Source organism: Bacillus sp. 179-C3.3 HS, from assembly GCF_047229225.1.
Taxonomy (GTDB): Bacteria; Bacillota; Bacilli; order Bacillales; family Bacillaceae; genus Bacillus.
Genome location: NZ_JBFEFT010000004.1, coordinates 20700 through 44897 on the forward strand (window position 1 = coordinate 20700; position 24198 = coordinate 44897).

General features: G+C 41.8%; 20 protein-coding genes and 1 other annotated feature (1 of these 21 cut by a window edge). Of the genes, 19 read left to right on the top strand and 1 reads right to left on the bottom strand.

The window, feature by feature from the left end:
- Positions 1 to 2, top strand: a binding site (T-box leader); it begins 244 nt to the left of the window's first position.
- 121 nt (positions 3 to 123) lie between these two features.
- From ilvB to yihA, 13 genes are all read left to right on the top strand, one after another.
- Positions 124 to 1848: an acetolactate synthase large subunit gene (ilvB, locus tag AB1K80_RS04130; protein ID WP_412855357.1), complete on the top strand. Its 1725-nt coding sequence runs from the start codon at positions 124 to 126 to the stop codon at positions 1846 to 1848.
- Positions 1845 to 2363 (top strand): acetolactate synthase small subunit, encoded by a 519-nt coding sequence (gene ilvN / locus AB1K80_RS04135; RefSeq protein WP_412855358.1) that lies wholly within the window; start codon positions 1845 to 1847, stop codon positions 2361 to 2363. The genes ilvB and ilvN overlap by 4 nt, the downstream gene beginning before the upstream one ends.
- 18 nt (positions 2364 to 2381) lie before the next feature.
- Positions 2382 to 3410 carry a ketol-acid reductoisomerase gene (gene ilvC, locus AB1K80_RS04140; protein ID WP_412855359.1) on the top strand — a complete coding sequence of 343 codons (1029 nt, stop codon included), beginning with the start codon at positions 2382 to 2384 and terminating at the stop codon, positions 3408 to 3410.
- Positions 3397 to 4950, top strand: coding sequence for a 2-isopropylmalate synthase (locus AB1K80_RS04145; protein ID WP_412855360.1), 1554 nt, complete (start codon positions 3397 to 3399; stop codon positions 4948 to 4950). Before ilvC ends, AB1K80_RS04145 begins: the two co-directional genes overlap by 14 nt.
- 18 nt (positions 4951 to 4968) lie before the next feature.
- Positions 4969 to 6066, top strand: coding sequence for a 3-isopropylmalate dehydrogenase (leuB, locus tag AB1K80_RS04150; RefSeq protein WP_412855361.1), 1098 nt, complete (start codon positions 4969 to 4971; stop codon positions 6064 to 6066).
- A 40-nt stretch (positions 6067 to 6106) separates the two neighbouring features.
- On the top strand, positions 6107 to 7522 hold the full coding sequence (gene leuC / locus AB1K80_RS04155; RefSeq protein WP_412855362.1) for a 3-isopropylmalate dehydratase large subunit: 1416 nt from the start codon (positions 6107 to 6109) through the stop codon (positions 7520 to 7522).
- Positions 7523 to 7535: 13 nt separating this feature from the next.
- Positions 7536 to 8135 (top strand): 3-isopropylmalate dehydratase small subunit, encoded by a 600-nt coding sequence (gene leuD / locus AB1K80_RS04160; protein WP_412855363.1) that lies wholly within the window; start codon positions 7536 to 7538, stop codon positions 8133 to 8135.
- Positions 8136 to 8252: 117 nt separating this feature from the next.
- Entirely contained in the window at positions 8253 to 9260 is a 1008-nt protein-coding gene (gene ddcA / locus AB1K80_RS04165) for a DNA damage checkpoint antagonist DdcA (protein ID WP_412855364.1), read from the top strand.
- Between the two features lie 239 nt (positions 9261 to 9499).
- Complete coding sequence (tig, locus tag AB1K80_RS04170; protein ID WP_412855365.1) at positions 9500 to 10774, top strand: trigger factor; 1275 nt, start codon at positions 9500 to 9502, stop codon at positions 10772 to 10774.
- Positions 10775 to 11025: 251 nt separating this feature from the next.
- A complete protein-coding gene (clpX, locus tag AB1K80_RS04175; protein ID WP_412855366.1) occupies positions 11026 to 12291 on the top strand; it encodes an ATP-dependent protease ATP-binding subunit ClpX in 1266 nt (421 codons plus the stop codon).
- A 137-nt stretch (positions 12292 to 12428) separates the two neighbouring features.
- Positions 12429 to 14090 (top strand): ATP-dependent protease LonB, encoded by a 1662-nt coding sequence (gene lonB, locus AB1K80_RS04180; protein WP_412855367.1) that lies wholly within the window; start codon positions 12429 to 12431, stop codon positions 14088 to 14090.
- 171 nt (positions 14091 to 14261) lie between these two features.
- Positions 14262 to 16586, top strand: a complete 2325-nt coding sequence (gene lon, locus AB1K80_RS04185) for an endopeptidase La (protein ID WP_412855368.1) — start codon at positions 14262 to 14264, stop codon at positions 16584 to 16586.
- A complete protein-coding gene (yihA, locus tag AB1K80_RS04190) occupies positions 16583 to 17170 on the top strand; it encodes a ribosome biogenesis GTP-binding protein YihA/YsxC (RefSeq protein WP_412855369.1) in 588 nt (195 codons plus the stop codon). The genes lon and yihA overlap by 4 nt, the downstream gene beginning before the upstream one ends.
- A 46-nt stretch (positions 17171 to 17216) precedes the next feature.
- Here yihA and AB1K80_RS04195 read toward each other — a convergent pair whose 3' ends face one another.
- The gene (locus AB1K80_RS04195; RefSeq protein WP_412855370.1) at positions 17217 to 17702 is read right to left on the bottom strand and encodes a hypothetical protein; all 486 of its coding nucleotides are present in this window, start codon (positions 17700 to 17702) and stop codon (positions 17217 to 17219) included.
- A gap of 242 nt (positions 17703 to 17944) precedes the next feature.
- Between AB1K80_RS04195 and hemA the strand changes: the two genes are divergently transcribed.
- Genes hemA through hemL form a run of 6 tightly spaced genes read left to right on the top strand, consistent with a single transcriptional unit; the run spans position 17945 to position 24194 of the window.
- Positions 17945 to 19312: a glutamyl-tRNA reductase gene (hemA, locus tag AB1K80_RS04200; protein ID WP_412855499.1), complete on the top strand. Its 1368-nt coding sequence runs from the start codon at positions 17945 to 17947 to the stop codon at positions 19310 to 19312.
- A gap of 7 nt (positions 19313 to 19319) precedes the next feature.
- On the top strand, positions 19320 to 20150 hold the full coding sequence (locus AB1K80_RS04205; protein ID WP_412855371.1) for an inner membrane protein YpjD: 831 nt from the start codon (positions 19320 to 19322) through the stop codon (positions 20148 to 20150).
- 34 nt (positions 20151 to 20184) lie between these two features.
- A complete protein-coding gene (gene hemC, locus AB1K80_RS04210; protein WP_412855372.1) occupies positions 20185 to 21120 on the top strand; it encodes a hydroxymethylbilane synthase in 936 nt (311 codons plus the stop codon).
- Positions 21117 to 21908 (top strand): uroporphyrinogen-III synthase, encoded by a 792-nt coding sequence (locus AB1K80_RS04215; protein ID WP_412855373.1) that lies wholly within the window; start codon positions 21117 to 21119, stop codon positions 21906 to 21908. The genes hemC and AB1K80_RS04215 overlap by 4 nt, the downstream gene beginning before the upstream one ends.
- Entirely contained in the window at positions 21908 to 22876 is a 969-nt protein-coding gene (gene hemB / locus AB1K80_RS04220; RefSeq protein ID WP_412855500.1) for a porphobilinogen synthase, read from the top strand. The genes AB1K80_RS04215 and hemB overlap by 1 nt, the downstream gene beginning before the upstream one ends.
- 28 nt (positions 22877 to 22904) lie before the next feature.
- Positions 22905 to 24194, top strand: a complete 1290-nt coding sequence (gene hemL / locus AB1K80_RS04225) for a glutamate-1-semialdehyde 2,1-aminomutase (RefSeq protein WP_412855374.1) — start codon at positions 22905 to 22907, stop codon at positions 24192 to 24194.
- Positions 24195 to 24198 lie beyond the last annotated feature (4 nt).

Sequence of the window (24198 nt, forward strand, 5' to 3'; positions counted from 1 at the left end):
TGACCTATGAATCGTAGTGTCATTGTGGGGTGAGAAAGCTTTTTTATATGGTCTCATATCTCTATCTTGAATGGAAAAGGGTGAAAGGACTTGACTGAAGCAAGACAAAGAGGAGGAAATCAAATGGGGACAAATGTACAAATGGAGACGGATCAATCAAAAGCACCACAAACGATGAACGGTGCACTCATGTTAATTGAAGCACTCAAAAGAGAAAAAGTAGAAGTCATTTTTGGATATCCAGGCGGAGCGGTTTTACCGATCTACGACAAAATTTATGATTCTGGTTTGTTTCATGTCTTGCCAAGGCATGAGCAGGGAGCCATTCACGCAGCAGAAGGATATGCAAGAGTATCGGGTAAACCGGGTGTTGTCATTGCAACGTCAGGTCCTGGTGCTACAAACCTTGTCACTGGAATTGCCGATGCAATGATTGATTCACTTCCACTTGTTGTATTCACAGGGCAGGTTGCCACCACAGTCATTGGATCTGATGCATTCCAAGAAGCAGATGTGCTTGGTATCACAATGCCTATTACAAAGCACAGCTATCAGGTGAGACGTCCGGAAGATTTACCAGGCATCATTAAAGAAGCGTTCCACATTGCGACAACAGGTAGACCAGGGCCGGTATTAATTGATATCCCGAAAGATGTTGCGGGCATTGAAGGGACATTTGATTATGATCAGCCTATTGATTTACCTGGTTATCAGCCAAAAATAGAGCCGAACTATTTGCAAATTCGCAAACTAGTAGAAGCAGTGAGTAGAGCGAAAAAACCTGTCATTCTAGCAGGAGCCGGGGTTCTTCATGGAAAAGCGTCTGAAGAATTAAGGCAGTACGCAGAGCAACAACAAATTCCTGTCACACATACGCTGCTAGGGCTCGGCGGATTCCCAGCAAATCATCCTCTGTTTCTTGGGATGGCTGGTATGCACGGCACATATGCCGCCAACATGGCGCTTCATCAATGTGACTTGCTCATTTCAATTGGAGCTCGATTTGATGACAGGGTAACAGGGAACCTGAATCACTTTGCGAAATATGCGAAGGTCGCTCATATCGATATCGATCCTGCGGAGATTGGCAAAAACATTCACACCCATATCCCAGTTGTTGGAGATAGTAAGCTAGTGCTAGAAGAGTTGATCAAGCAGGATGGAAAACAAGGGGAATCAGACGATTGGAAGGCTCAATTGAATGATTGGAAGGAAGAATATCCACTCTGGTATGTTGAAAATGATGGTGAGGGCTTTAAGCCTCAGAAATTGATTGAATATATTCATCAATTTACAAAAGGAGAAGCCATTGTAGCAACAGATGTTGGTCAGCATCAAATGTGGGCTGCTCAGTTCTATCCATTTGAACACTCAGATAAATGGGTGACATCTGGTGGGCTTGGCACAATGGGCTTTGGTTTACCGGCAGCCATTGGCGCACAGCTAGCTGATCGGGAAGCAACCGTTGTGGCGGTATTAGGGGATGGAGGTTTCCAAATGACCCTGCAAGAACTTGCCGTTATCCGTGAGCTGAACCTTCCAGTGAAAGTGATTATTCTCAATAATCATAGTCTTGGAATGGTAAGACAATGGCAAGAAATTTTCTACGAAGAACGCTACTCATATTCTAAATTTTCAGAGCAGCCAGACTTCGTGAAATTATCTGAAGCTTATGGCATTAAGGGGATCAGAATTTCTTCAGACGATGAGGCAAAAGAAAAGCTTGAAGAAGCGTTAACGTCAAAAGAACCTGTTGTCATTGATGTCAATGTAGCAAGAGATGAAAAAGTATTCCCAATGGTAGCACCAGGGAAAGGACTTCATGAGATGGTGGGGGTGAAACCTTGAAAAGAATTATCGTGTTAACGGTTTTAAATCGAACGGGCGTACTGAACAGAATCACAGGCCTTTTTACAAAAAGACACTACAACATTGAAAGCATTACAGTAGGCCATTCTGAGATTCAAGATGTATCACGTATCACGTTCGTCGTCCATGTAGACCAAGAAAAGGACATTGAACAGCTAACAAAACAGCTAAACAAGCAAATTGATGTTCTCAAAGTAACAGACATTACAAACCAATCAATCGTCCAGCGAGAGCTGGCTTTGATAAAAGTCGTATCTGCACCAGCATCTAGAATGGAGATCACAGGGGTCATTGAACCGTTTAGGGCTTCAATTGTAGATGTGAGCAGAGAGAGTGTTGTCATTCAGGTGACAGGTGAGTCTTCAAAAATTGAAGCGCTCATTGAATTGCTTAAGCCATACGGCATTAAAGAAGTCGCCAGAACTGGCACAACGGCCTTTGCAAGAGATAATCAGCAAAAGCCACAAACAAATAAAACAATTTCAATTGTCTAAACAAAAGGAGAGAGTCAAATGGTAAAAGTATATTATAACGGTGATATTCAAGAAAACGTATTAAATGGTCAAAAGGTTGCCATCATTGGATATGGTTCACAAGGTCATGCACATGCATTGAACTTAAAAGAAAGCGGCGTAGATGTCATTGTTGGTGTTAGAAAAGGTGGATCATATACAAAAGCACAGGAGGATGGACACCAAGTCTTCACTGTAAAAGAAGCAGCTGCACAAGCTGACGTGGTGATGGTATTACTTCCAGACGAGCAACAAAAGAAAGTATATGACGAAGAAATCAAAGATCAATTAGAAGCAGGTAACTCACTTGTATTCGCACATGGATTCAACGTTCATTTCCATCAAATTGTTCCGCCAAGTGACGTGGATGTGTATCTTGTAGCTCCAAAAGGTCCAGGACATCTTGTGAGAAGAACATATGAGCAAGGCGCTGGTGTACCTGCACTATTTGCTATCTACCAAGATGTATCTGGTCAAGCAAAAGATAAAGCACTTGCTTATGCAAAAGCGATTGGTGGAGCAAGAGCGGGTGTACTTGAAACAACTTTTAAAGAAGAAACAGAAACGGATCTATTCGGTGAGCAAGCAGTACTTTGCGGTGGTCTTACTTCACTAGTAAAAGCAGGATTCGAAACATTAACAGAAGCAGGCTATCAGCCGGAACTAGCATACTTCGAGTGTCTACATGAGTTGAAGTTGATCGTAGACTTAATGTATGAAGAAGGACTAGAAGGCATGAGATATTCAATCTCTGATACTGCACAGTGGGGTGACTTCGTATCAGGACCACGCGTTGTTGATGCAAACGTAAAAGAGTCAATGAAAGCTGTTTTGACTGACATTCAAAATGGAACATTCGCGAAAGAATGGATTGTTGAAAACCAAGTGAATCGTCCACGTTTCAATGCCATCAATGAAAGTGAAAGTGTTCATGAAATTGAAATCGTCGGAAGAAAACTTCGTGAAATGATGCCTTTCGTCAAACAAGGAAAGAAAAAGGAAGCGGTGAGCGTCGGTGCGAAAAATTAATTTTTTTGACACAACACTTCGAGATGGGGAGCAATCTCCAGGAGTGAACTTAAATGCACAAGAAAAGCTGATTATTGCAAAGCAGCTTGAGCGCCTTGGGGTCGATATCATTGAAGCGGGTTTTCCCGCTTCATCCCGAGGGGATTTCTTAGGCGTACAAGAAATCGCAAGAACGATTAAAAACTGTTCAGTTACAGGGCTTGCACGATGTGTGAAAAGTGACATTGATGCAGCATGGGAAGCATTAAAAGACGGAGTCGAACCAAGAATTCATGTCTTTATTGCTACTTCTGATATCCACCTCAAGCATAAATTGAAGAAAACACGCGAGGAAGTTGTTGAACAGGCTGTTTCAATGGTGAAATATGCGAAAGAACGTTTTCCAGTTGTTCAGTGGTCAGCAGAAGATGCGTGCCGTACAGACCTTGATTTCTTAGCGGAAATTGTAGAGAAAGTCATTGATGCAGGGGCAAGTGTCATTAACTTACCTGATACAGTTGGTTACTTAGCGCCGCAAGAGTACGGAAATATCTTTAAATATATGAAAGAACACGTTCCGAATATCGATCGCGTGAAATTGTCAGCACACTGTCATGATGACCTGGGAATGGCTGTAGCCAATTCACTTGCAGCGATTGAAAATGGTGCAGACCAAATCGAAACAGCGATCAATGGAATTGGAGAGCGTGCAGGAAATGCTGCTTTAGAAGAAATTGCAGTTGCCCTTCACATAAGAAAAGATTTCTATCAGGTTGAATCAACTATTCAATTGAACGAAATTAAACGTACAAGTGATGTAGTGAGCAAGTACTCCGGGATGATCGTTCCGCGCAATAAAGCGGTCGTTGGAAACAACGCTTTTGCACATGAATCAGGGATTCATCAGGACGGTTTCCTTAAAGAAAAAACGACCTATGAAATCATTTCTCCAGAGCTTGTCGGTGTTACAACAGATGTGCTTGTCCTTGGAAAACACTCCGGAAGACATGCGTTTAAAGACCGTATGAAGACACTTGGCTTTAAACTAACAGATGACGAAATTAATAAATTCTTCGAGACATTTAAGAACTTAACGGAGAAAAAGAAAGAGATCACTGATGATGATTTGATTTCAATCATTTTGGAAGAAAAAGTAGCCGATCGAAAAATTGGATATGAATTTGATAGTCTTCAAGTCCATTACGGTACAGAACAAATGCCAACCGCAACCGTTTCTTTGAAAAACCAAGAAACACAAGAATTCATACAAGAAGCCGCTACTGGCGCCGGTAGTGTAGAAGCTGTGTACAACACGCTGGAGCGTTGTATGGAAGAAAGAATTCATTTGCTAGATTACCGTATTCAATCGAATGGGAAAGGTAGAGATGCATTAGCAGAAGTATACGTCACTGTTTCAATAGAAGGAAACGAAACAGCAGGACGCGGTGTGGCGCAGGATGTGCTAGAAGCATCGGCAAAAGCCTATGTGAATGCAGTGAATAGACATTTAATTTTTAAATCAAATCTAATTGAAATTGAGAAACATCACGCGATCTCATAAGAAAGGAGGAACGTTCTCGTGAAAAAGAAAATTGCACTTTTGCCCGGCGATGGAATCGGTCCGGAAGTTGTAAAATCAGCGGTCGCAGTGTTAAAAGAGACCGCTGCACAATTTGAACACGAATTTGAATTTGAAACAGCACTGATTGGCGGAATCGCGATAGATGAAAAAAACAACCCACTTCCTCAAGAAACAGTGGATGTATGTAAAAGCGCGGATGCGATTTTATTAGGAGCTGTAGGTGGACCAAAGTGGGATCAAAACCCATCAGAACTGCGTCCAGAAAAAGGCTTGCTCGCCATTCGAAAACAATTAGACTTATTTGCAAATATCCGTCCTGTCAAGGTGTTTAATAGCTTGAGTGAAGCTTCGCCATTGAAGCAAGATCATATTCGCGGTGTCGATTTTGTCATTGTTCGTGAGTTAACTGGAGGCCTCTATTTTGGTGAACCAAGTGAACGCTACACGGATGATGAAGGAAAAGAAGCTGCGGTTGATACACTACTTTATACAAAAGAAGAGATTGTCCGTGTTGTAAAAGAAGCGTTTGACATGGCGCTAACTAGACGTAAAAAAGTCACATCTGTTGATAAAGCGAATGTTTTGGCATCTAGTAAGCTATGGCGTGATGCAGTAGAAGAAGTGGCTTTACAATATCCAGATGTTTCATATGAGCACATGCTGGTAGATAATGCAGCGATGCAGCTCATTTATCATCCCGCACAATTCGATGTCATCGTGACTGAGAACATGTTCGGTGACATTTTAAGTGATGAAGCTTCTATGATTACTGGTTCACTCGGCATGCTGCCATCTGCTAGTCTATCAAGCACAGGACTTCATCTATATGAGCCGATTCATGGCTCAGCACCCGATATTGCGGGGCAAAACGTAGCAAACCCGCTGGCAACCATTTTGTCAGCAGCCAGCTTACTGAGAACATCCTTTGCACTAGAAGAGGAAGCAACTGCAATAGAAGAAGCGGTGGAAGCAGTCCTTGCTTCTGGTAAGCGAACAAAGGATCTAGCGGCAAAAGAGGGAACGTACCAAACAACTGACGATATCACATTAGCGGTTGTGGATGCTCTGAAACAACGTACGAAAACGATTGTATAAAAAGAATCTTGTTGAATTAGGTAGAGGGAGGAAAAGGGTTATGCCTCGAACAATCATCGAAAAAATTTGGGATCGACATGTGGTCAAAAATGGCGAGGGAAAACCAGACCTTTTATATATTGATCTGCACTTGGTGCATGAGGTGACATCACCTCAAGCATTTGAAGGGTTAAGACAAAAAGGGCGCAAAGTAAGAAGACCTGAAAACACATTTGCGACAATGGATCACAATATCCCAACTGTCAATCGATTTGAAATCAAAGACGAAATTGCTAAGAAACAAGTGAGCGCATTAGAACGCAACTGTGCTGAGTTTGGTGTTCGTCTCGCTGATCTTCACAGTGTAGATCAAGGAATTGTCCATGTTGTTGGTCCAGAACTTGGTTTGACACTTCCGGGGAAAACGATCGTTTGTGGAGATAGTCATACATCCACCCATGGCGCGTTTGGCGCGCTGGCTTTCGGAATTGGCACAAGTGAGGTTGAGCACGTGCTATCTACACAAACACTTTGGCAAAAACGTCCGAAAACATTAGAAATTAGAGTGGACGGAAAGCTTCAAAAAGGGGTAACAGCCAAAGATGTTATTTTAGCAGTGATTGGTGCACATGGTGTGAAATTCGGTTCAGGTTATGTCATTGAATACACGGGGGAAGTATTCAGAAACATGACGATGGATGAGCGGATGACAGTATGTAATATGTCTATTGAAGCAGGCGCAAGAGCTGGTTTAATCGCACCTGACGAAGTGACATTCGAATATTGCCGCGGGCGAAAATACGCACCAAAAGGAGAAGATTTCGAAGCAGCCATTGAGGAGTGGAAAGCGCTTAGAACCGATCCGGGGGCAACGTATGATAAAACGATTGTATTAGACGGCAATGACATCTCACCAATGGTCACGTGGGGAATTAACCCAGGGATGGTACTGCCGGTTGATGCATCGATCCCTGGCCCTGAAGATTTTGTGCAGGAAGATGATAAAAAAGAAGCGCTTCGTGCTTACGAATACATGGGAGTAAATCCGCACCAGCGAATTGAAGACATTACGATTGAGCATGTCTTTATTGGCTCATGTACAAACTCAAGAATGACCGATTTGCGCCAAGCAGCTTCAATGATTGAAGGACAAAAAGTAGCGGATCATGTCAGGGCGATTGTGGTGCCTGGCTCTCAAAGTGTCAAATTGCAAGCAGAGGAAGAAGGCCTTCATGACATTTTTCTTGAAGCAGGATTTGAATGGAGAGAATCTGGCTGTAGTATGTGCCTTAGTATGAATAACGATGTGGTGCCAGAAGGCGAACGTTGTGCGTCCACATCAAACCGTAACTTCGAGGGACGTCAAGGGAAAGGCGCAAGAACGCATCTTGTCAGCCCAGCAATGGCTGCAATGGCTGCGATACATGGCCGATTTGTCGATGTCAGGAAGTTTAATCAAGAGAAAACAGTCGTGTAAGGAGTTGGCATAGATGGAGCCATTAGTGACACATAAAGGAAAAGCCGCTGTGCTTAACCGAATTAATGTAGATACAGATCAAATTATCCCGAAACAATTTTTGAAAAGAATCGAACGAACAGGATATGGTCGTTTTGCCTTTTTTGATTGGCGATATTTAGCCGATGGAAGCCCAAACCCTGAATTTGAGCTAAATCAACCAGTATATGAAGGGGCATCGATTTTGATCGCTGGAGAGAACTTTGGTTGTGGATCATCGAGGGAGCATGCACCATGGGCTCTTGATGACTATGGCATCAAGATTGTGATTGCACCATCATTTGCAGATATTTTCCACCAAAACTGTTTCAAAAATGGCATGCTTCCAATTCGTCTTGATTATGATGTGTGGAAAACATTCGTTGCGTCATATGAGAACACAGGATATGACATGACAGTCGATTTAGAAAAACAGCACATTCAAGATCATCAAGGGAATATCACACCATTTGAAGTAGATCCTCACTGGAGAGAGATGCTCCTTAATGGGTATGATGAGATTTCATTAACGCTTCTATTAGAAGAAGAGATTCAAGCCTTTGAGCAAAAACGCAGTAGCTGGCTACGTGCGTAAACAACGAGAAGCCGTCAATGCGACGGCTTCTTTTTACATGAAAACCTGTCCCTACTTGTGTTTACAAACCTTCGTTGGTAAACTGATAAAAAATATGCGCCCGAAAGGAACGTAAGCATGAAACATGACAAGAAGAAAGATAATGTCATTTTGTTTCCTGGTCTGAAAGAAAGACTGATTGAAAAAGGAATGGCAGCTTTAAAAGAGAAACAGTATCAAGAGGCACTTCACTTGTTTTCAGAAGCGAAATCTTATGATGACGATGAAGAATCCGATATCCACCTCGGCATGGCCATTTGTTTTCTGGAGCTAGGTGAACTACAAGATGCAAAGCGTGTCTGTGAAAAAATGTTAAATGAAGGGTATGGTCACTACTTTACAGTTCTTCAAGTGTATATGACCATTTTAATTCAGTTGAAACAATATGAAGAAGTCAAACAGACAATTGAAGCCGTGCTGGAAGAGAATCACCTTCCGGCAGACAGTGCGGAACATTTCTATAAGTTACTCGAATTTAGTAGAAAGATGATCGAATCGCCAGATGAGATCGTAAACGAGGACGATGATGATCGTGGTGATATCAATATCGATGATCTACTAGCGCGTCCCGAAGAACAAGTGCAGTTTATCCATTCATTAAAAGATCGCAATATTACACCGCACATGGGCTTATTAAATACCATTTTACAAAACCCTGACGGTCACCCTGTCATTAAATCACTCATCCTTCAGCTGCTTTCAGATCATGATGTGGCGAAGCCTGTACATGTCACCAAATTTGGTGATTCTTTAACGCTGATTCCTTCTGATGCTGTCAAACCAGAGCAAATGCCGCTTCTTCAGCAAGTGCTTCGTCTCTTAGATGATACGCTTGGAAATGAAAACCCTACCCTTTATCAAGGAGTAGAAGAGTTATGGCGCAGGCATTTGTTTGTACTTTATCCATTTTTGCCTAAATATACTGACCCGAATTTATGGGCGGCAGCACTTCATAAAGTAGGGTATGAGATGCATGGGATTGAGATTGACCTTGAGGAATTGCATTTTTTGTATGATTTTCATGAACATGAGTTAAGAGAAGCTTGTACGATGCTGAAGGATATTGAAGAAATTTCTTATTTGTAATTTGTCGATTTAGTTGAAACGCGTTTTCGTTATGTTATAATATAATGGTTGTATTTGTGCATATATAGTGCAGTTGTACGATTCCGATAGTTGAAAGACGATCAGTATAATCAAGGCAAATGTGATATACATAATACTGCTGCTTTAGCGAAGTGCGTGGTTTTGATTGGACGAAGTCTTTATGATGCTTTAGAATGTAACAACGCACAATCTGAATAGATTCTTGGAGGGAAACACACATGTCAGTAAAATGGGAAAAACAAGAAGGTAACGAAGGTGTTTTAACTGTAGAAGTTGACGCTGAAACATTTAACAAAGCACTTGATGATGCATTTAAGAAAGTTGTAAAGCAAGTATCGATCCCTGGATTCCGTAAAGGGAAAGTACCACGTGGTCTTTTCGAGCAACGCTTTGGTGTAGAATCACTTTATCAAGATGCATTAGATATTCTTCTTCCAGTTGAATATCCAAAAGCAATCGACGAAGCTGGTATCGAGCCAGTTGACCGTCCTGAAATCGATGTTGAGAAAATCGAAAAAGGCGAAAGCTTAATCTTCACTGCAAAAGTGACAGTAAAGCCTGAAGTAAAACTTGGAGACTACAAAGGTCTTAAAGTAGAAAAAGACGACACAACTGTCACTGATGAAGATGTACAAGAAGAGTTAAAAGCAATGCAAAGCCGTCAAGCTGAGCTTGTTGTCAAAGAAGAAGGCGCAATCGAAAACGGCGATACAGTTGTTCTTGATTTCGAAGGATTCGTTGATGGAGAAGCATTCGAAGGCGGAAAAGCTGAGAACTACTCTCTTGAAGTAGGATCTGGTTCATTCATTCCTGGTTTCGAAGAGCAATTAGTTGGTCTTGAAGCAGGCGCTGAAAAAGACGTAGAAGTGACTTTCCCAGAGGAATATCATGCTGAAGACCTTGCAGGTAAACCAGCTGTATTCAAAGTGAAAATCCATGAAATCAAAGCGAAAGAACTTCCAGCACTTGACGATGAGTTCGCAAAAGATGTTGATGAAGAAGTGGAAACACTTGCTGAGTTAACTGAAAAAACAAAGAAACGCCTTGAAGAGTCAAAAGAAAACGAAGCAGATGCAAAGCTTCGTGAAGAACTAGTAGCGAAAGCTTCTGAAAATGCGGAAGCAGATATCCCACAAGCGATGATCGACACAGAGCTTGACCGCATGATGAAAGAATTCGAACAACGTCTTCAAATGCAAGGAATGAACCTTGAGCTTTACTTCCAATTTTCTGGACAAGATGAAGAAGCGCTGAAAGAGCAAATGAAAGAAGATGCTGCTAAACGCGTGAAATCTAACCTAACTCTTGAAGCGATTGCTGCTTCTGAAGATTTACAAGTGTCTGATGAAGAAGTGGAAGAAGAACTTTCAAAAATGGCTGAAGCATACAACATGCCAGTTGAAAATATCAAACAAGCGATTGGATCAACTGAGGCAATGAAAGAAGATCTAAAAGTTCGTAAAGCAATTGATTTTCTTGTAGAAAACCGTTAATATGGTGCATAATAATAAAACAGGGCGCGAGTGACTCGTGCCTTGTTTTGTACAATTTTTGACTTATCATCGCTTCTTTTGGAAACGATAAGGTAAGTCACAACTTTCTGTTATACATATTCCAATATGCAATGTTGGAAACACATCGTTACCGTCTTATAAGAAAGTATGGTAAAATGCATACATACTGGACCCAGAAAGGTAGCTGACTGATAGCTACAGGCAAGTGAAGAAGAATAAGGGGTGAAAGAATGTTTAAATTCAACGAGGAAAAAGGTCAATTAAAATGCTCGTTTTGCGGTAAAACGCAAGATCAAGTGCGTAAATTAGTCGCAGGACCTGGCGTATATATATGTGATGAATGTATCGAGCTTTGCACGGAAATAGTTGAAGAAGAACTCGGTACTGAGGAAGAAGTTGAATTCAAGGATGTTCCGAAGCCTCATGAAATTCGGGAAATTCTTGACGAATATGTCATTGGACAAGACAATGCAAAGAAATCTTTAGCTGTAGCGGTTTATAACCACTATAAGCGCATCAATTCTAACAGTAAGATTGATGATGTTGAACTTTCAAAAAGTAACATTTCTATGATTGGACCAACTGGAAGCGGGAAGACATTACTTGCCCAAACGCTTGCTCGTATTCTAAATGTGCCATTTGCGATTGCAGATGCAACGTCATTAACTGAAGCGGGTTACGTTGGTGAGGATGTTGAAAATATCCTGCTGAAGCTGATCCAAGCAGCCGATTACGATGTAGAAAAAGCAGAAAAGGGCATTATCTACATTGACGAAATTGATAAAGTAGCAAGAAAATCAGAGAACCCTTCTATCACGCGCGATGTATCTGGGGAAGGTGTACAGCAAGCGCTATTGAAAATTCTTGAAGGAACAGTCGCAAGTGTACCGCCACAAGGTGGACGTAAGCACCCTCATCAAGAATTCATTCAAATTGATACGACGAATATTCTCTTCATTTGCGGTGGAGCCTTTGATGGCATCGAGCAAATCATTAAACGCCGTCTAGGTCAAAAAGTCATTGGATTCGGTGCGGAAAATAAAGTGGAAGATCTTGAAAAAGAAGTTCTTCTATCAAAAGTACTGCCAGAAGACTTACTTCGCTTTGGTTTAATTCCAGAATTCATCGGTCGTCTACCGGTTATCGCAAGCTTAGAGCCGTTAGATGAGAAGGCACTAGTTGAAATCTTGACGAAACCAAAAAATGCGTTAGTTAAGCAATATACGAAAATGCTTGAACTTGACGATGTTGCGTTAGAATTCGAAGAAGATGCCCTAAGTGAAATTGCGAAAAAAGCAATTGAACGTAAAACAGGTGCACGTGGCCTTCGTTCTATCATTGAAGGCATCATGCTTGATGTGATGTTTGATCTGCCATCTCGTGATGATATCGAAAAATGTGTCATCACTGGTGCAACGGTTTCTGAAGGTGAGTCACCACGTCTTGTGTTGAAAGATGGCACAGTCGTTAATAAAGATACCAAAACATCTGCATAAAAGAACGGATCACTCCTGAATCGATATGGTTCAGGAGTTTTTTATTTATCGTGGAAGATGTGTTTATTCCGTCCAGCTCTAGGAAATACTAGCAAACAGAAACCAATACATAAGATGGATGAAGGAGGGAGCACCGATTGAGCTGGACAGGAATCGTATTATTCATACAGCTGTTTTTTGGTATCGTCATCGGGCTGTACTTTTGGAATTTACTACGGAATCAACGGACACAAAAGGTGACGATCGACAAAGAATCTAAAAAAGAAATGGAAGCACTCAGAAAGATGAGATCGATCAAATTGAGTGAGCCTTTATCAGAGAGAGTCCGGCCAAAGGGGTTTCAAGATATTGTAGGACAAGAAGACGGTATTCGTGCATTGAAAGCAGCCTTGTGTGGTCCAAACCCGCAGCATGTCATCGTCTATGGACCTCCGGGTGTGGGGAAAACGGCAGCTGCTCGTCTTGTCATGGAAGAAGCGAAACGTCACGCTGATTCTCCGTTTAAGAAAGACGCCGTGTTTGTTGAACTAGATGCAACGACGGCGAGATTTGATGAGCGGGGGATTGCAGATCCATTAATCGGTTCAGTCCATGATCCAATCTATCAAGGCGCAGGGGCAATGGGACAAGCAGGCATTCCTCAGCCAAAGCAAGGAGCAGTCACGCATGCACATGGCGGTGTTCTTTTTATAGATGAAATTGGCGAACTGCATCCAATCCAGATGAACAAAATGCTAAAGGTACTGGAGGATCGCAAAGTATTTTTAGATAGTGCCTATTACAGTGAAGAAAACACACAAATTCCAAATCACATTCATGATATTTTTCAAAATGGCTTACCAGCTGATTTTAGATTAATTGGTGCGACAACAAGAACCCCCGAAGAAATTCCTCCAGCGATTCGATCAAGGTGTCTGGAGATATTTTTTAAGGATCTTGATCAGCATGAGCTCAAAATTGTGGCAGCCAAGGCCGTTCAGAAGATTCAAAAGGAATTGAGTGATGAGGGACTGAACTTGTTAACTTCTTATGTGAAGAATGGACGTGAAGCGGTCAATATGGTTCAAATCGCTGCTGGAATGGCCATATCCGAAAATCGAAAGGATATTACGATCGCTGATGTCGAATGGGTCATTCACTCAAGCCAGCTAACACCAAGATATGAACAAAAAATACCGGAACAGCCGAAAGTCGGTGTGGTCAATGGTCTTGCCGTGTATGGACCTAATAGCGGTGCGCTACTTGAAATAGAAGTGAACATATGTAAAGCCCTTGAAAAGGGGAGTATCAACATCACAGGCATTGCAGAAGAAGAAAGCATCGGAAACCAATCGAAATCGATTCGGCGGAAAAGTATGGCCAAAGGATCTGTTGAAAATGTATTAACTGTGCTTAGAAATTTAGGCATCCGTACAAATGAATATGATATTCACATTAATTTTCCTGGTGGTGCACCTATTGATGGACCGTCTGCAGGGATTGCGATGGCCACAGCGATTTTCTCTGCCATTCATCAAATACCGATTGATCACCTGACAGCCATGACAGGGGAGATCGGGTTACAAGGTCAGGTAAAGCCAATAGGTGGTGTGATACCTAAAATTAAGGCAGCCAAACAAGCGGGAGCCAAAACAGTCATTATTCCGTATGACAACAAACAATCAATCTTAAAGGAGATTGAAGGCATTCACATTGTACCTGTGAAGCACTTTCAAGAGGTGCTTGATCAATGTTTAATCAATCCGCCAGATGAGAAAAACGGCGGAATAGAAGACGAAATTAAAAGAAAATCTGTTTAATCCCCATCACATATGGGGATTTTTTAATGAAATAGATCTTTTTTTCTTTTTCAAGAGAAAAAGAAAGGGTATACTACGATAAGATCATCATTTCTCAGGTCTTTTACATTGTACAAGACTGAAACAGGTATATTATAATGATTCATACTAGTGACGGAGGTGTCAATCAACATGGCAGATGAAATCAAAAAGAGTGTTCCGCTCCTTCCATTGCGAGGTTTGCTTGTCTATCCAACGATGGTCTTGCATTTGGATGTTGGGCGCGAGAAGTCTGTTCAAGCATTAGAACAGGCCATGATGAACGATCATATGATTTTTCTAGCAACTCAGCGGGAAATTTCAATAGATGAACCAGGTGAAGAAGAAATTTTCAAAGTCGGCACCTACACAAAAATCAAACAAATGCTCAAGCTACCTAATGGAACGATTCGCGTTCTAGTTGAAGGCTTAAATCGAGCTCGCATTGAATCGTACGTGGAGCTAGAGAATTATACGTATGTGGATATTAAAGAATTAACCGAGCAAGAACTAAAAGACGCAGAAGCAGAAGCACTCATGCGTACGTTGTTAGATCATTTTGATCAATACATAAAAATATCAAAAAAAATCTCGGCTGAAACATATGCAACAGTAACGGATATTGAGGAACCAGGAAGAATGGCAGACATCGTCGCTTCACATCTCCCTTTAAAACTAAAGGACAAGCAAGAAGTACTGGAAACAGTCGATGTGAAGAAACGACTCAATCGAGTGATTAGCCTGATTCACAATGAAAAAGAAGTACTCGAGATTGAAAAGAAAATTGGTCAACGCGTGAAACGATCTATGGAGCGAACGCAAAAAGAGTATTATTTGCGTGAACAAATGAAAGCCATTCAAAAAGAGCTTGGAGACAAAGAAGGTAAAACAGGCGAAGTCAGTTCATTAATGGCTAAAATCGAAGAATCCAGCATGCCGGATTCAGTTCGTGAAACGGCTTTAAAAGAATTAAATCGTTATGAAAAAATTCCTTCAAGTTCTGCTGAGAGCTCTGTCATCCGAAATTATATTGATTGGCTGATCAATCTTCCGTGGGGGATTTACACAGAAGATCGTCTTGACTTAAAGCTGGCCAGTGAAATATTAGATGATGAGCATCATGGGTTAGAAAAAGTCAAAGAACGAGTGCTTGAATATCTTGCAGTACAGAAGCTCACCAATTCATTAAAAGGGCCGATTTTATGTTTGGCTGGACCTCCCGGTGTAGGGAAAACGTCCCTTGCCAAATCCATTGCGAAATCACTTGACCGAAAGTTTATCCGGATTTCTCTTGGTGGTGTACGTGATGAGTCAGAGATTCGCGGACATAGAAGAACGTATGTAGGTGCGATGCCGGGACGAATCATTCGCGGGATGAGCAAGGCAGGAACGATGAATCCAGTCTTTCTTTTAGATGAAATTGATAAGATGGCCTCAGACTTTAGAGGTGACCCGTCTTCAGCGATGCTTGAAGTGTTAGATCCAGAGCAAAATCATAACTTCAGTGATCATTACATTGAAGAAACGTTTGATTTGTCTCAAGTGCTCTTTATCGCAACAGCCAACAATTTAGCCACCATCCCTGGTCCACTTCGTGATAGAATGGAAATTATCACAATTGCAGGGTATACAGAGGTTGAAAAAGCGGAAATTGTGAAAGATCATCTTCTGCCAAAACAATTAAAGGAACATGGCTTAAAGAAAGCGAATTTACAGCTTCGTGAAGCGGCGATTTTTGATATCATACGCTATTACACGAGAGAAGCTGGGGTACGTGGACTAGAGCGTCAACTTGCAGCGATTTGCCGAAAAGTGGCGAGAGCCATTGTGGCTGAGGATCGTAAACGAATGACGGTGACAGAGAAGAACTTATCCGACTATCTTGGGAAAAGGCTTTACCGTTATGGACAAGCTGAAACGACAGACCAAGTGGGTGTTGTCACTGGGCTCGCGTATACAACGGTCGGAGGAGATACTTTATCCATTGAAGTATCGCTCTCACCTGGTAAAGGGAAACTGTTGTTAACTGGGAAGCTTGGGGATGTCATGAGAGAGTCAGCGCAGGCTGCCTTTAGTTATATTCGTTCAAAAGCAAATGAACTCAACATTGATCCTGATTTTAATGAGAAACATGATATTCATATTCATGTTCCAGAAGGTGCGGTTCCAAAGGACGGTCCATCTGCTGGTATTACCATTGCAACGGCACTTGTCTCCGCTCTTACAGGAAGACCTGTATCAAGAGAGGTCGGGATGACAGGTGAAATTACGTTAAGAGGAAGAGTACTTCCAATTGGCGGACTAAAAGAAAAAGCATTAGGCGCACATCGTGCAGGGCTCAAAACCATCATTCTTCCAAAAGACAATGAGAAGGACATTGATGATATTCCTGAAAGTGTGAGAGAAGGATTGACCTTTATTCCGGTCTCACATTTAGATGAGGTGCTTGAGAAAGCGTTAGTAGGAGAGGGAAGATGAAAGTTACAAAATCAGATATCGTCATTAGTGCGGTCAAACCAGAGCAGTATCCAAGCGGTGGGCTGCCAGAAATCGCACTTGCAGGGCGATCAAATGTGGGGAAGTCCTCGTTTATTAATTCATTAATTAATCGTAAAAACTTAGCACGTACATCCTCTAAACCAGGAAAGACACAAACGCTCAACTTTTACATTATTAATGATATGCTTCACTTTGTTGACGTTCCAGGTTACGGTTTTGCCAAAGTGTCAAAAACAGAGCGTGAAGCATGGGGAAGAATGATTGAAACGTATATCACGATGCGTGAAGAATTAAAAGCAGTGGTGCAAATCGTGGACCTGCGCCATAAACCATCCGTCGATGATGTCGAGATGTATGAATTCTTGAAATATTATGGTGTTCCTGTGATCGTCATTGCCACAAAAGCGGATAAAATTCCGAAAGGCAAATGGGAAAAACATGCGAAAGTCGTCAAACAGACGCTTGATATTGACCCATCAGACGAATTAATCCTATTCTCTTCTGAAACAAAAAAGGGAAAAGATGAAGCTTGGAATGCCATCCTTGCAAAGGTTAACAAGTAAAAGAAAGGGCATCTGCTATATGCAGATGCCTTTTTTATTGTATAAGTTATTTCCTTTTTAAAAATAATAAGAGGAGACTGATCGCAACAAGTACATATGGCCAGTATAATTCGAAGCCGGAAGTAGGGATAGATAATGCACTGAGCTGTTTTGTAATTTGCTGAAAGAAATAGAGAAACAAGCCGACAGCAATGAGCACGACACTTTCTACACGGTACTCCTTTTTTTGTGTAGATTTCATAAAGAGTGATAGTCCAACAACAAGGACAATCATCGTAAATGTGTCTGGCCAATGATCCCATATTGGCTGGAGAATAAAGTGTAGCGAAAGGCCTGTCATCAGCATACCGATAAACACATGTGAGTGATCCTGTTCCTTCTTTCCTTGGTATAAGAAAGCTAGTCCAAAGAGCAACACAAGCGTGTACCATTTCTCCTGGTTCTTCCAGATGTCAAATTGATCACCTGAGAGAATGGCATAGAGTGCTACACACAATAAAGTGAGTGGCAGTAAAATAGATTTCTTCTTCAAAGATGTCACCTTCTTTTAAGCAGATCATTTGTCCGCACGCATCAAATCTGGTACATTGCATGGAGTGATGAGATGGCATGTGCGATGTCGAACATTTTTCTACTATATCACAACATTTTTGAAATCTGTTCACAATTTTTATCCAGATAAAAATGAATATATGTTATAATCATTATAAATAATAAATTCTATATTGTAATTATTATAAATTAGACAGGGCGTTGGGGGTGCAAGCTAAAGTTATGCATATTCTTGTTGTGGGTTTAGATTATAAAACAGCCCCTGTTGAGATACGGGAACAGCTAAGCTTTGAACCGAGTGAACTCGGAACAGCGATGTCCAAGCTTAAAGAAGAAAAAAGCATTCTAGAGAATATCGTCATCTCAACATGTAATCGAACAGAGATCTATGCGGTTGTGGATCAGCTTCATACTGGGCGATTTTATATAAAAAGATTTTTAGCAGACTGGTTTGGCTTAGAAAAGGAAGATGTCTCTCCTTATTTAAAGTTTTACGAAAATGATGGAGCGGTTGAGCATTTATTCCGAGTGGCATGTGGACTCAATTCAATGGTAATTGGCGAAACACAAATACTTGGTCAAGTGCGTGCTAGCTATAAAATAGCACAAGAGGAGAAGACCATTGGTACCGTTTTCAATTATTTGTTTAAGCAGGCAGTAACTGTGGCGAAACGTTCTCATGCAGAAACAGACATTGCATCGAATGCCGTTTCTGTTAGTTATGCAGCTGTGGAGCTTGCCAAGAAAATCTTTGGGCGCCTTTCTGATAAACATGTTCTGATTCTTGGAGCAGGGAAAATGGGCGAGCTGGCCGCACAAAACCTTCAAGGTCAAGGGATTGGGCAGGTCACGGTCATTAACCGAACATTTGAGAAGGCGAAAGAGCTAGCAGGTCGTTTCTCCGGTGAGGCAAAGAGCTTCAATCAATTAGAAAAAACATTATCAGAAGCGGATATTTTAATTAGTTCAACTGGTGCAAAACAATTTGTGATTACAAAAGAAATGATCGAGAATGCCAATAAAAAACGTAAAGGTAGACCTCTATTCTTGGTGGATATTGCAGTGCCACGTGATTTAGATCCAGCCATTTCTGAAGTAGAGGGTGTCTTTTTGTATGACATCGATGATCTTGAGGGCATCGTGGCAGCCAACTTAAAAGAGCGACGTGCTGTAGCTGAGCAAGTTGAACTGCTAATTGAAGCGGAGATCGTCGAATTTAAACAATGGCTCAATACGCTCGGTGTGGTGCCGGTCATCTCTGCTTTAAGAGAAAAGGCGCTAACCATTCAAGCAGATACGATGCAAAGCATCGAAAGAAAGCTGCCGAATTTAACGCAACGTGAAATGAAGCTGTTGAATAAACACACGAAAAGCATCATCAATCAAATGCTAAAAGATCCTATTCTAAAGGCAAAGGAAATTGCCGGAGAGCCGAATGCGGAGGAAAAACTGTTACTCTTTAAAGAAATCTTTGACTTACAGGTTGAAGATGACATGCAACAGGTAGAGCCTGCACAGGTGGAACAAGGAGCATTTCAGTTGTTTAAACCACATTTGGCACAAAGCTTTGCTAAAGTTGCCAGTGAGTGATTAGGCGATGATGGAATCCATTGTAGCCAGACTCAATGAAGCGACAATTTTGATTTATGCACTAAGTGTCTTGTTCTATTTCATAGATTTTCTTCAACACAACCGGAAGGCTGGAAAGATGGCTTTCTGGTTGCTTTCTATTGTCTGGCTGCTCCAAACAGCCTACATGTTCTATCTGATGAAGGAAACAGATAGATTCCCTGTGTTGAATGTAGCAGAGGGGTTATATTTTTATACGTGGGTGCTCGTAACCCTTTCACTCGTACTCACGAAAGTGTTACGCGTGGAATTTATCGTCTTTTTTACAAATGTGATTGGTTTTTCGATGATGGCCATTCACACCTTTACACCATCTGCGCTTCATTCTGCCGAACTGACGGGGAAGCTGACAAGTGAATTGCTTGTCATCCATATTACGATGGCGATTTTATCGTATGGGGCTTTTTCACTTTCTTTTGCTTTTTCATTGCTGTATCTCTTTCAATATCGCTTGCTGAAAAAGAAACAATGGGGAAAATGGCTTCTTAGAATTGAAGATTTATCAAAACTTGATCATATGGCGTATGTTTTAAATATCATTGCAGTGCCAATGCTGTTACTAAGTTTAATACTTGGTGTGATATGGGCATACATCTCATATGACACGCTGTACTGGACAGATGCAAAGGTACTTGGTTCGTTTATAATGCTGTTTTTATACGGCTTTTACTTATACATCAGATTGGTGAGAAATGTGCAAGGGAAAATCGTGGCACGCTGGAACGTGGCCTCATTCCTTGTACTACTGATCAATTATTTTCTGCTTGGTAGCTTATCAACTTTTCATTGGTTTCAATAATGATGAGTCTTAAGGGCATTGGGAGGAAAACAGAATGCGTACAATTAAAGTAGGTACTAGACGAAGTAAGCTTGCAACGACACAAACCAAATGGGTCATTCAACAGTTGTCTGAACTGAACCCATCTTATTCTTTTGAAATGAAAGAAATTGTCACAAAGGGAGATCAAATCTTAGATGTGACTTTATCAAAAGTGGGCGGTAAAGGGCTGTTTGTGAAAGAGATTGAGCAGGCGATGCTAGATCAGGACATTGATATGGCGGTTCATAGTATGAAAGACATGCCCGCTTCTCTTCCGGAAGGTCTAGTCATTGGCTGTATTCCTGAGCGTGAAGATGTCAGGGATGCACTCATTTCGAAAAATCATGTCCGTTTACATGAATTACCGAAGGGAGCCATTGTTGGAACGAGCAGCTTACGGCGCAGTGCCCAGCTTCTTCAGGAGAGACCGGATCTTGAGATCAAATGGATCCGTGGAAACATTGATACAAGACTTGAGAAGCTAAAAAATGAAGAATATGATGCCATTATTTTAGCGGCAGCTGGTTTGTCTCGAATGGGATGGAGTCAAGAGGTTGTGTCTGAATTTTTATCCCCTGACATTTGTTTGCCGGCAGTTGGCCAAGGTGCATTGTCTATTGAATGTCGTGAGGATGATCAAGAACTATTGCAACTTCTTTCTCAATTTACCAATGAATATACGAAGAAAACGGTTCTTGCTGAAAGAGCTTTTCTCAAGCAAATGGATGGAAGCTGCCAAGTGCCAATTGCTGGTTATGCCACAATGAATGAACGTGATGAAATTGAACTGACTGGTCTTGTCGCTTCTGCTGATGGACGAATCATGATTCGAGAAACAGTCACAGGTACTGACCCAGAGGCGATTGGCATAGCGTGTGCAAAGCAGATGGCCGATAAGGGAGCAAAGGATCTGATTGATCAGGTGAAAAAGGATTTGTCCTCCGAATGAAGAGAGCCAAATCGCTGAACGGACAGACAGTGCTTGTCACACGAAATGAACGTCAAGCGGGTGTGTTTCAGCGAAAGATTGAAGCGCTGGACGGCCATGCAGTTCTAACGTCTCTCATACGGTTTGAGCCTACACTCACAAGTGAACAAGCGAAGGCTTTCTTGAAAGACTTACAAGCAAGCCATTGGCTTGTTTTCACAAGTGTGAATGGCGCGTCTTATTTTCTCACATATATACAGAAACATTATTTACATAAGAGCTTCTCACATTTGAAAGTCGCGGCAGTGGGCGAAAAGACGGCTGCTTATCTTCAGCAGCATGGGATCAAGGTCGATGTCGTACCAGAACGATATATCGCAGAGGAATTGGCAGATGCTTTAGTAATGCATGTTCGGCCCGGGGAACGTGTTTTTGTGGCAAAAGGCAACTTGTCACGAGATGTTGTCAAGCGGACCCTGACGCCGCTTGGTATTGAGGTAAGGGAATGGATTTTATATGAAACGATCAAAGATGAGGAAGGTATTGCTGCACTCAAATCGACGATGAGGAAGCAACCGTTTGATTTTATTACATTCACTAGCTCATCCACTGTTCATTCCTTTATGCATGCAATGGAATCAGATAGAGCGCAGCTTGCTTCTTCGGATACATGTTTTGTGACGATCGGTCCTCTGACAAAAGAGGCACTGCTACAATATGGAATTCCATCTGAAACCCCAGATACTTATACGATTGATGGCATGCTTGACTTAATGTGCCGTTTATCTGAAAGGAAGTTGAATGATTGATGAAATTTAACAGACACCGTCGATTACGTACAAGCGCAGGAATGAGAGAATTAGTCAGAGAAACGTTTTTAAGATCATCTGACTTTATTTATCCGATCTTTTTTGTTGAGGGAGACAATGTGCGAAAAGAAGTACCTTCGATGCCGGGGGTATATCATATTTCGGTTGATCTTGTGAAAGAAGAAGTGCAAGAGATTGTCGATCTTGGCATCAAATCTATTATTGTATTTGGTGTCCCAGACCATAAAGATCATGTAGGTAGTGAAGCGTATCATGATCATGGCATAGTTCAAAGGGCAACACATGAGATCAAAAAGCATTTCCCTGACCTTGTTGTCATTGCTGATACATGCTTATGCCAATATACGGATCATGGCCATTGCGGAATCGTGGAAGACGGGGAGATTTTAAACGATGAATCTCTTCAGCTATTAGCAAAAACAGCAGTAAGCCAAGCACGTGCAGGGGCAGATATTATCGCACCTTCAAACATGATGGATGGCTTTGTGATTGCCATTCGTGAGGCGCTTGATGAAGCGGGATTTGTTCATGTGCCTGTCATGTCATATGCGGTGAAATATGCAAGTGCCTTTTACGGTCCGTTTCGCGATGCAGCGCATAGCACACCGCAATTTGGAGATCGTAAAACGTATCAAATGGACCCAGCGAACCGTTTAGAGGCGCTGAGAGAAGCCCAATCGGATGTGGAAGAGGGAGCGGATTTCCTCATTGTGAAACCATCTCTTTCTTACTTAGATATTATGCGTGATGTGAAAAATGAATTTACGCTTCCAGTTGTTGCGTACAATGTGAGTGGGGAGTATGCAATGGTAAAAGCAGCAGCTCAAAATGGCTGGATTTCTGAAAAAGAACTTGTACTTGAAATGCTGACAAGCATGAAACGTGCAGGCGCAGAACTGATTATTACGTATCATGCAAAAGATGCGGCAAAATGGCTTTCAGAATAAAGAACGGTGAAATAGGAGGACGTTTCATATGGCGCGTAGCTATGAAAAATCAAAACAAGCATTTGAGGTAGCAAAACAATTAATGCCTGGTGGTGTGAATAGCCCTGTTCGTGCATTTAAATCAGTCAACACAGACCCGATTTTTATGGAGCGAGGCAAAGGAGCGAAAATCTACGATATAGACGGAAATGAATACATTGATTACGTCCTGTCTTGGGGACCGCTCATTTTAGGACATAGCAATGATCGTGTAGTCGAGAGTATCAAGCGAGTCGCTGAACAAGGTACGAGCTTCGGTGCGTCTACTTTAGTTGAAAATGAATTAGCTCAGCTTGTATCAGAACGTGTTCCTTCCATTGAGGTCATTCGAATGGTGAGCTCTGGTACAGAAGCCACAATGAGTGCGTTACGTTTAGCGCGTGGTTTTACAGGGAGAAACAAAATCGTCAAATTCGAAGGGTGCTACCATGGTCACGGCGACTCATTGCTGATTAAAGCGGGTTCAGGTGTCGCAACACTTGGTCTTCCAGATAGCCCTGGTGTACCTGAAGGAACTGCAAGTAACACCATTACAGTTCCGTACAATGATTTAGAAAGCATTCAAGTGGCCTTTAAAGAATTCGGCGATGATATCGCGGGTGTGATCGTAGAACCAGTTGCAGGGAATATGGGTGTTGTTCCTCCGCAAGACGGGTTCTTACAAGGATTGAGAGATATCACTGAACAATATGGCGCATTGCTCATTTTTGATGAAGTCATGACGGGCTTCCGTGTCGATTATCACTGCGCGCAAGGTTATTTTGGGATCACACCTGATTTGACTTGTCTTGGTAAGGTCATTGGTGGCGGTCTTCCGGTCGGTGCTTATGGCGGAAGAGCGGATATCATGAGACAAATTGCACCAAGCGGTCCTATTTATCAAGCAGGTACCTTATCTGGAAACCCACTTGCGATGACAGCAGGTTTAGAAACGTTAAAACAGCTCACGCCAGCGTCTTATGAAGAGTTTAGACGAAAAGGCGATATGCTTGAAGAAGGGATTTCAAAAGCAGCGAAAGCGGCAGGTATTCCATTGACATTTAACCGTGCGGGTTCCATGATTGGGTTCTTCTTTACGAATGAAGAAGTGACCAATTATGACAAAGCGAAAACAGCAGATCTTGCTTTATTCGCTGAGTTTTATAAAGAAATGGCTGACCACGGCATCTTCCTGCCACCTTCACAATTCGAAGGCCTGTTTTTATCCACTGCACATACAGATGAAGACATTCAATATACCATTGAAACCGTTGAAAAGGTTTTTCAAAAACTGCGTTAAATCA

Bases quoted from the DNA above. Each gene is read 5' to 3' on its own strand.
- lon (WP_412855368.1), top strand. From the start codon at position 14,262: ATGGCAGATGAAATCAAAAAGAGTGTTCCGCTCCTTCCATTGCGAGGT.
- AB1K80_RS04205 (WP_412855371.1), top strand. From the start codon at position 19,320: ATGATGGAATCCATTGTAGCCAGACTCAATGAAGCGACAATTTTGATT.
- ilvC (WP_412855359.1), top strand. From the start codon at position 2,382: ATGGTAAAAGTATATTATAACGGTGATATTCAAGAAAACGTATTAAAT.
- yihA (WP_412855369.1), top strand. From the start codon at position 16,583: ATGAAAGTTACAAAATCAGATATCGTCATTAGTGCGGTCAAACCAGAG.
- leuC (WP_412855362.1), top strand. From the start codon at position 6,107: ATGCCTCGAACAATCATCGAAAAAATTTGGGATCGACATGTGGTCAAA.
- hemA (WP_412855499.1), top strand. From the start codon at position 17,945: ATGCATATTCTTGTTGTGGGTTTAGATTATAAAACAGCCCCTGTTGAG.
- leuD (WP_412855363.1), top strand. From the start codon at position 7,536: ATGGAGCCATTAGTGACACATAAAGGAAAAGCCGCTGTGCTTAACCGA.
- hemL (WP_412855374.1), top strand. From the start codon at position 22,905: ATGGCGCGTAGCTATGAAAAATCAAAACAAGCATTTGAGGTAGCAAAA.
- ilvB (WP_412855357.1), top strand. From the start codon at position 124: ATGGGGACAAATGTACAAATGGAGACGGATCAATCAAAAGCACCACAA.
- clpX (WP_412855366.1), top strand. From the start codon at position 11,026: ATGTTTAAATTCAACGAGGAAAAAGGTCAATTAAAATGCTCGTTTTGC.
- hemB (WP_412855500.1), top strand. From the start codon at position 21,908: ATGAAATTTAACAGACACCGTCGATTACGTACAAGCGCAGGAATGAGA.
- AB1K80_RS04215 (WP_412855373.1), top strand. From the start codon at position 21,117: ATGAAGAGAGCCAAATCGCTGAACGGACAGACAGTGCTTGTCACACGA.
- tig (WP_412855365.1), top strand. From the start codon at position 9,500: ATGTCAGTAAAATGGGAAAAACAAGAAGGTAACGAAGGTGTTTTAACT.
- hemC (WP_412855372.1), top strand. From the start codon at position 20,185: ATGCGTACAATTAAAGTAGGTACTAGACGAAGTAAGCTTGCAACGACA.
- ddcA (WP_412855364.1), top strand. From the start codon at position 8,253: ATGAAACATGACAAGAAGAAAGATAATGTCATTTTGTTTCCTGGTCTG.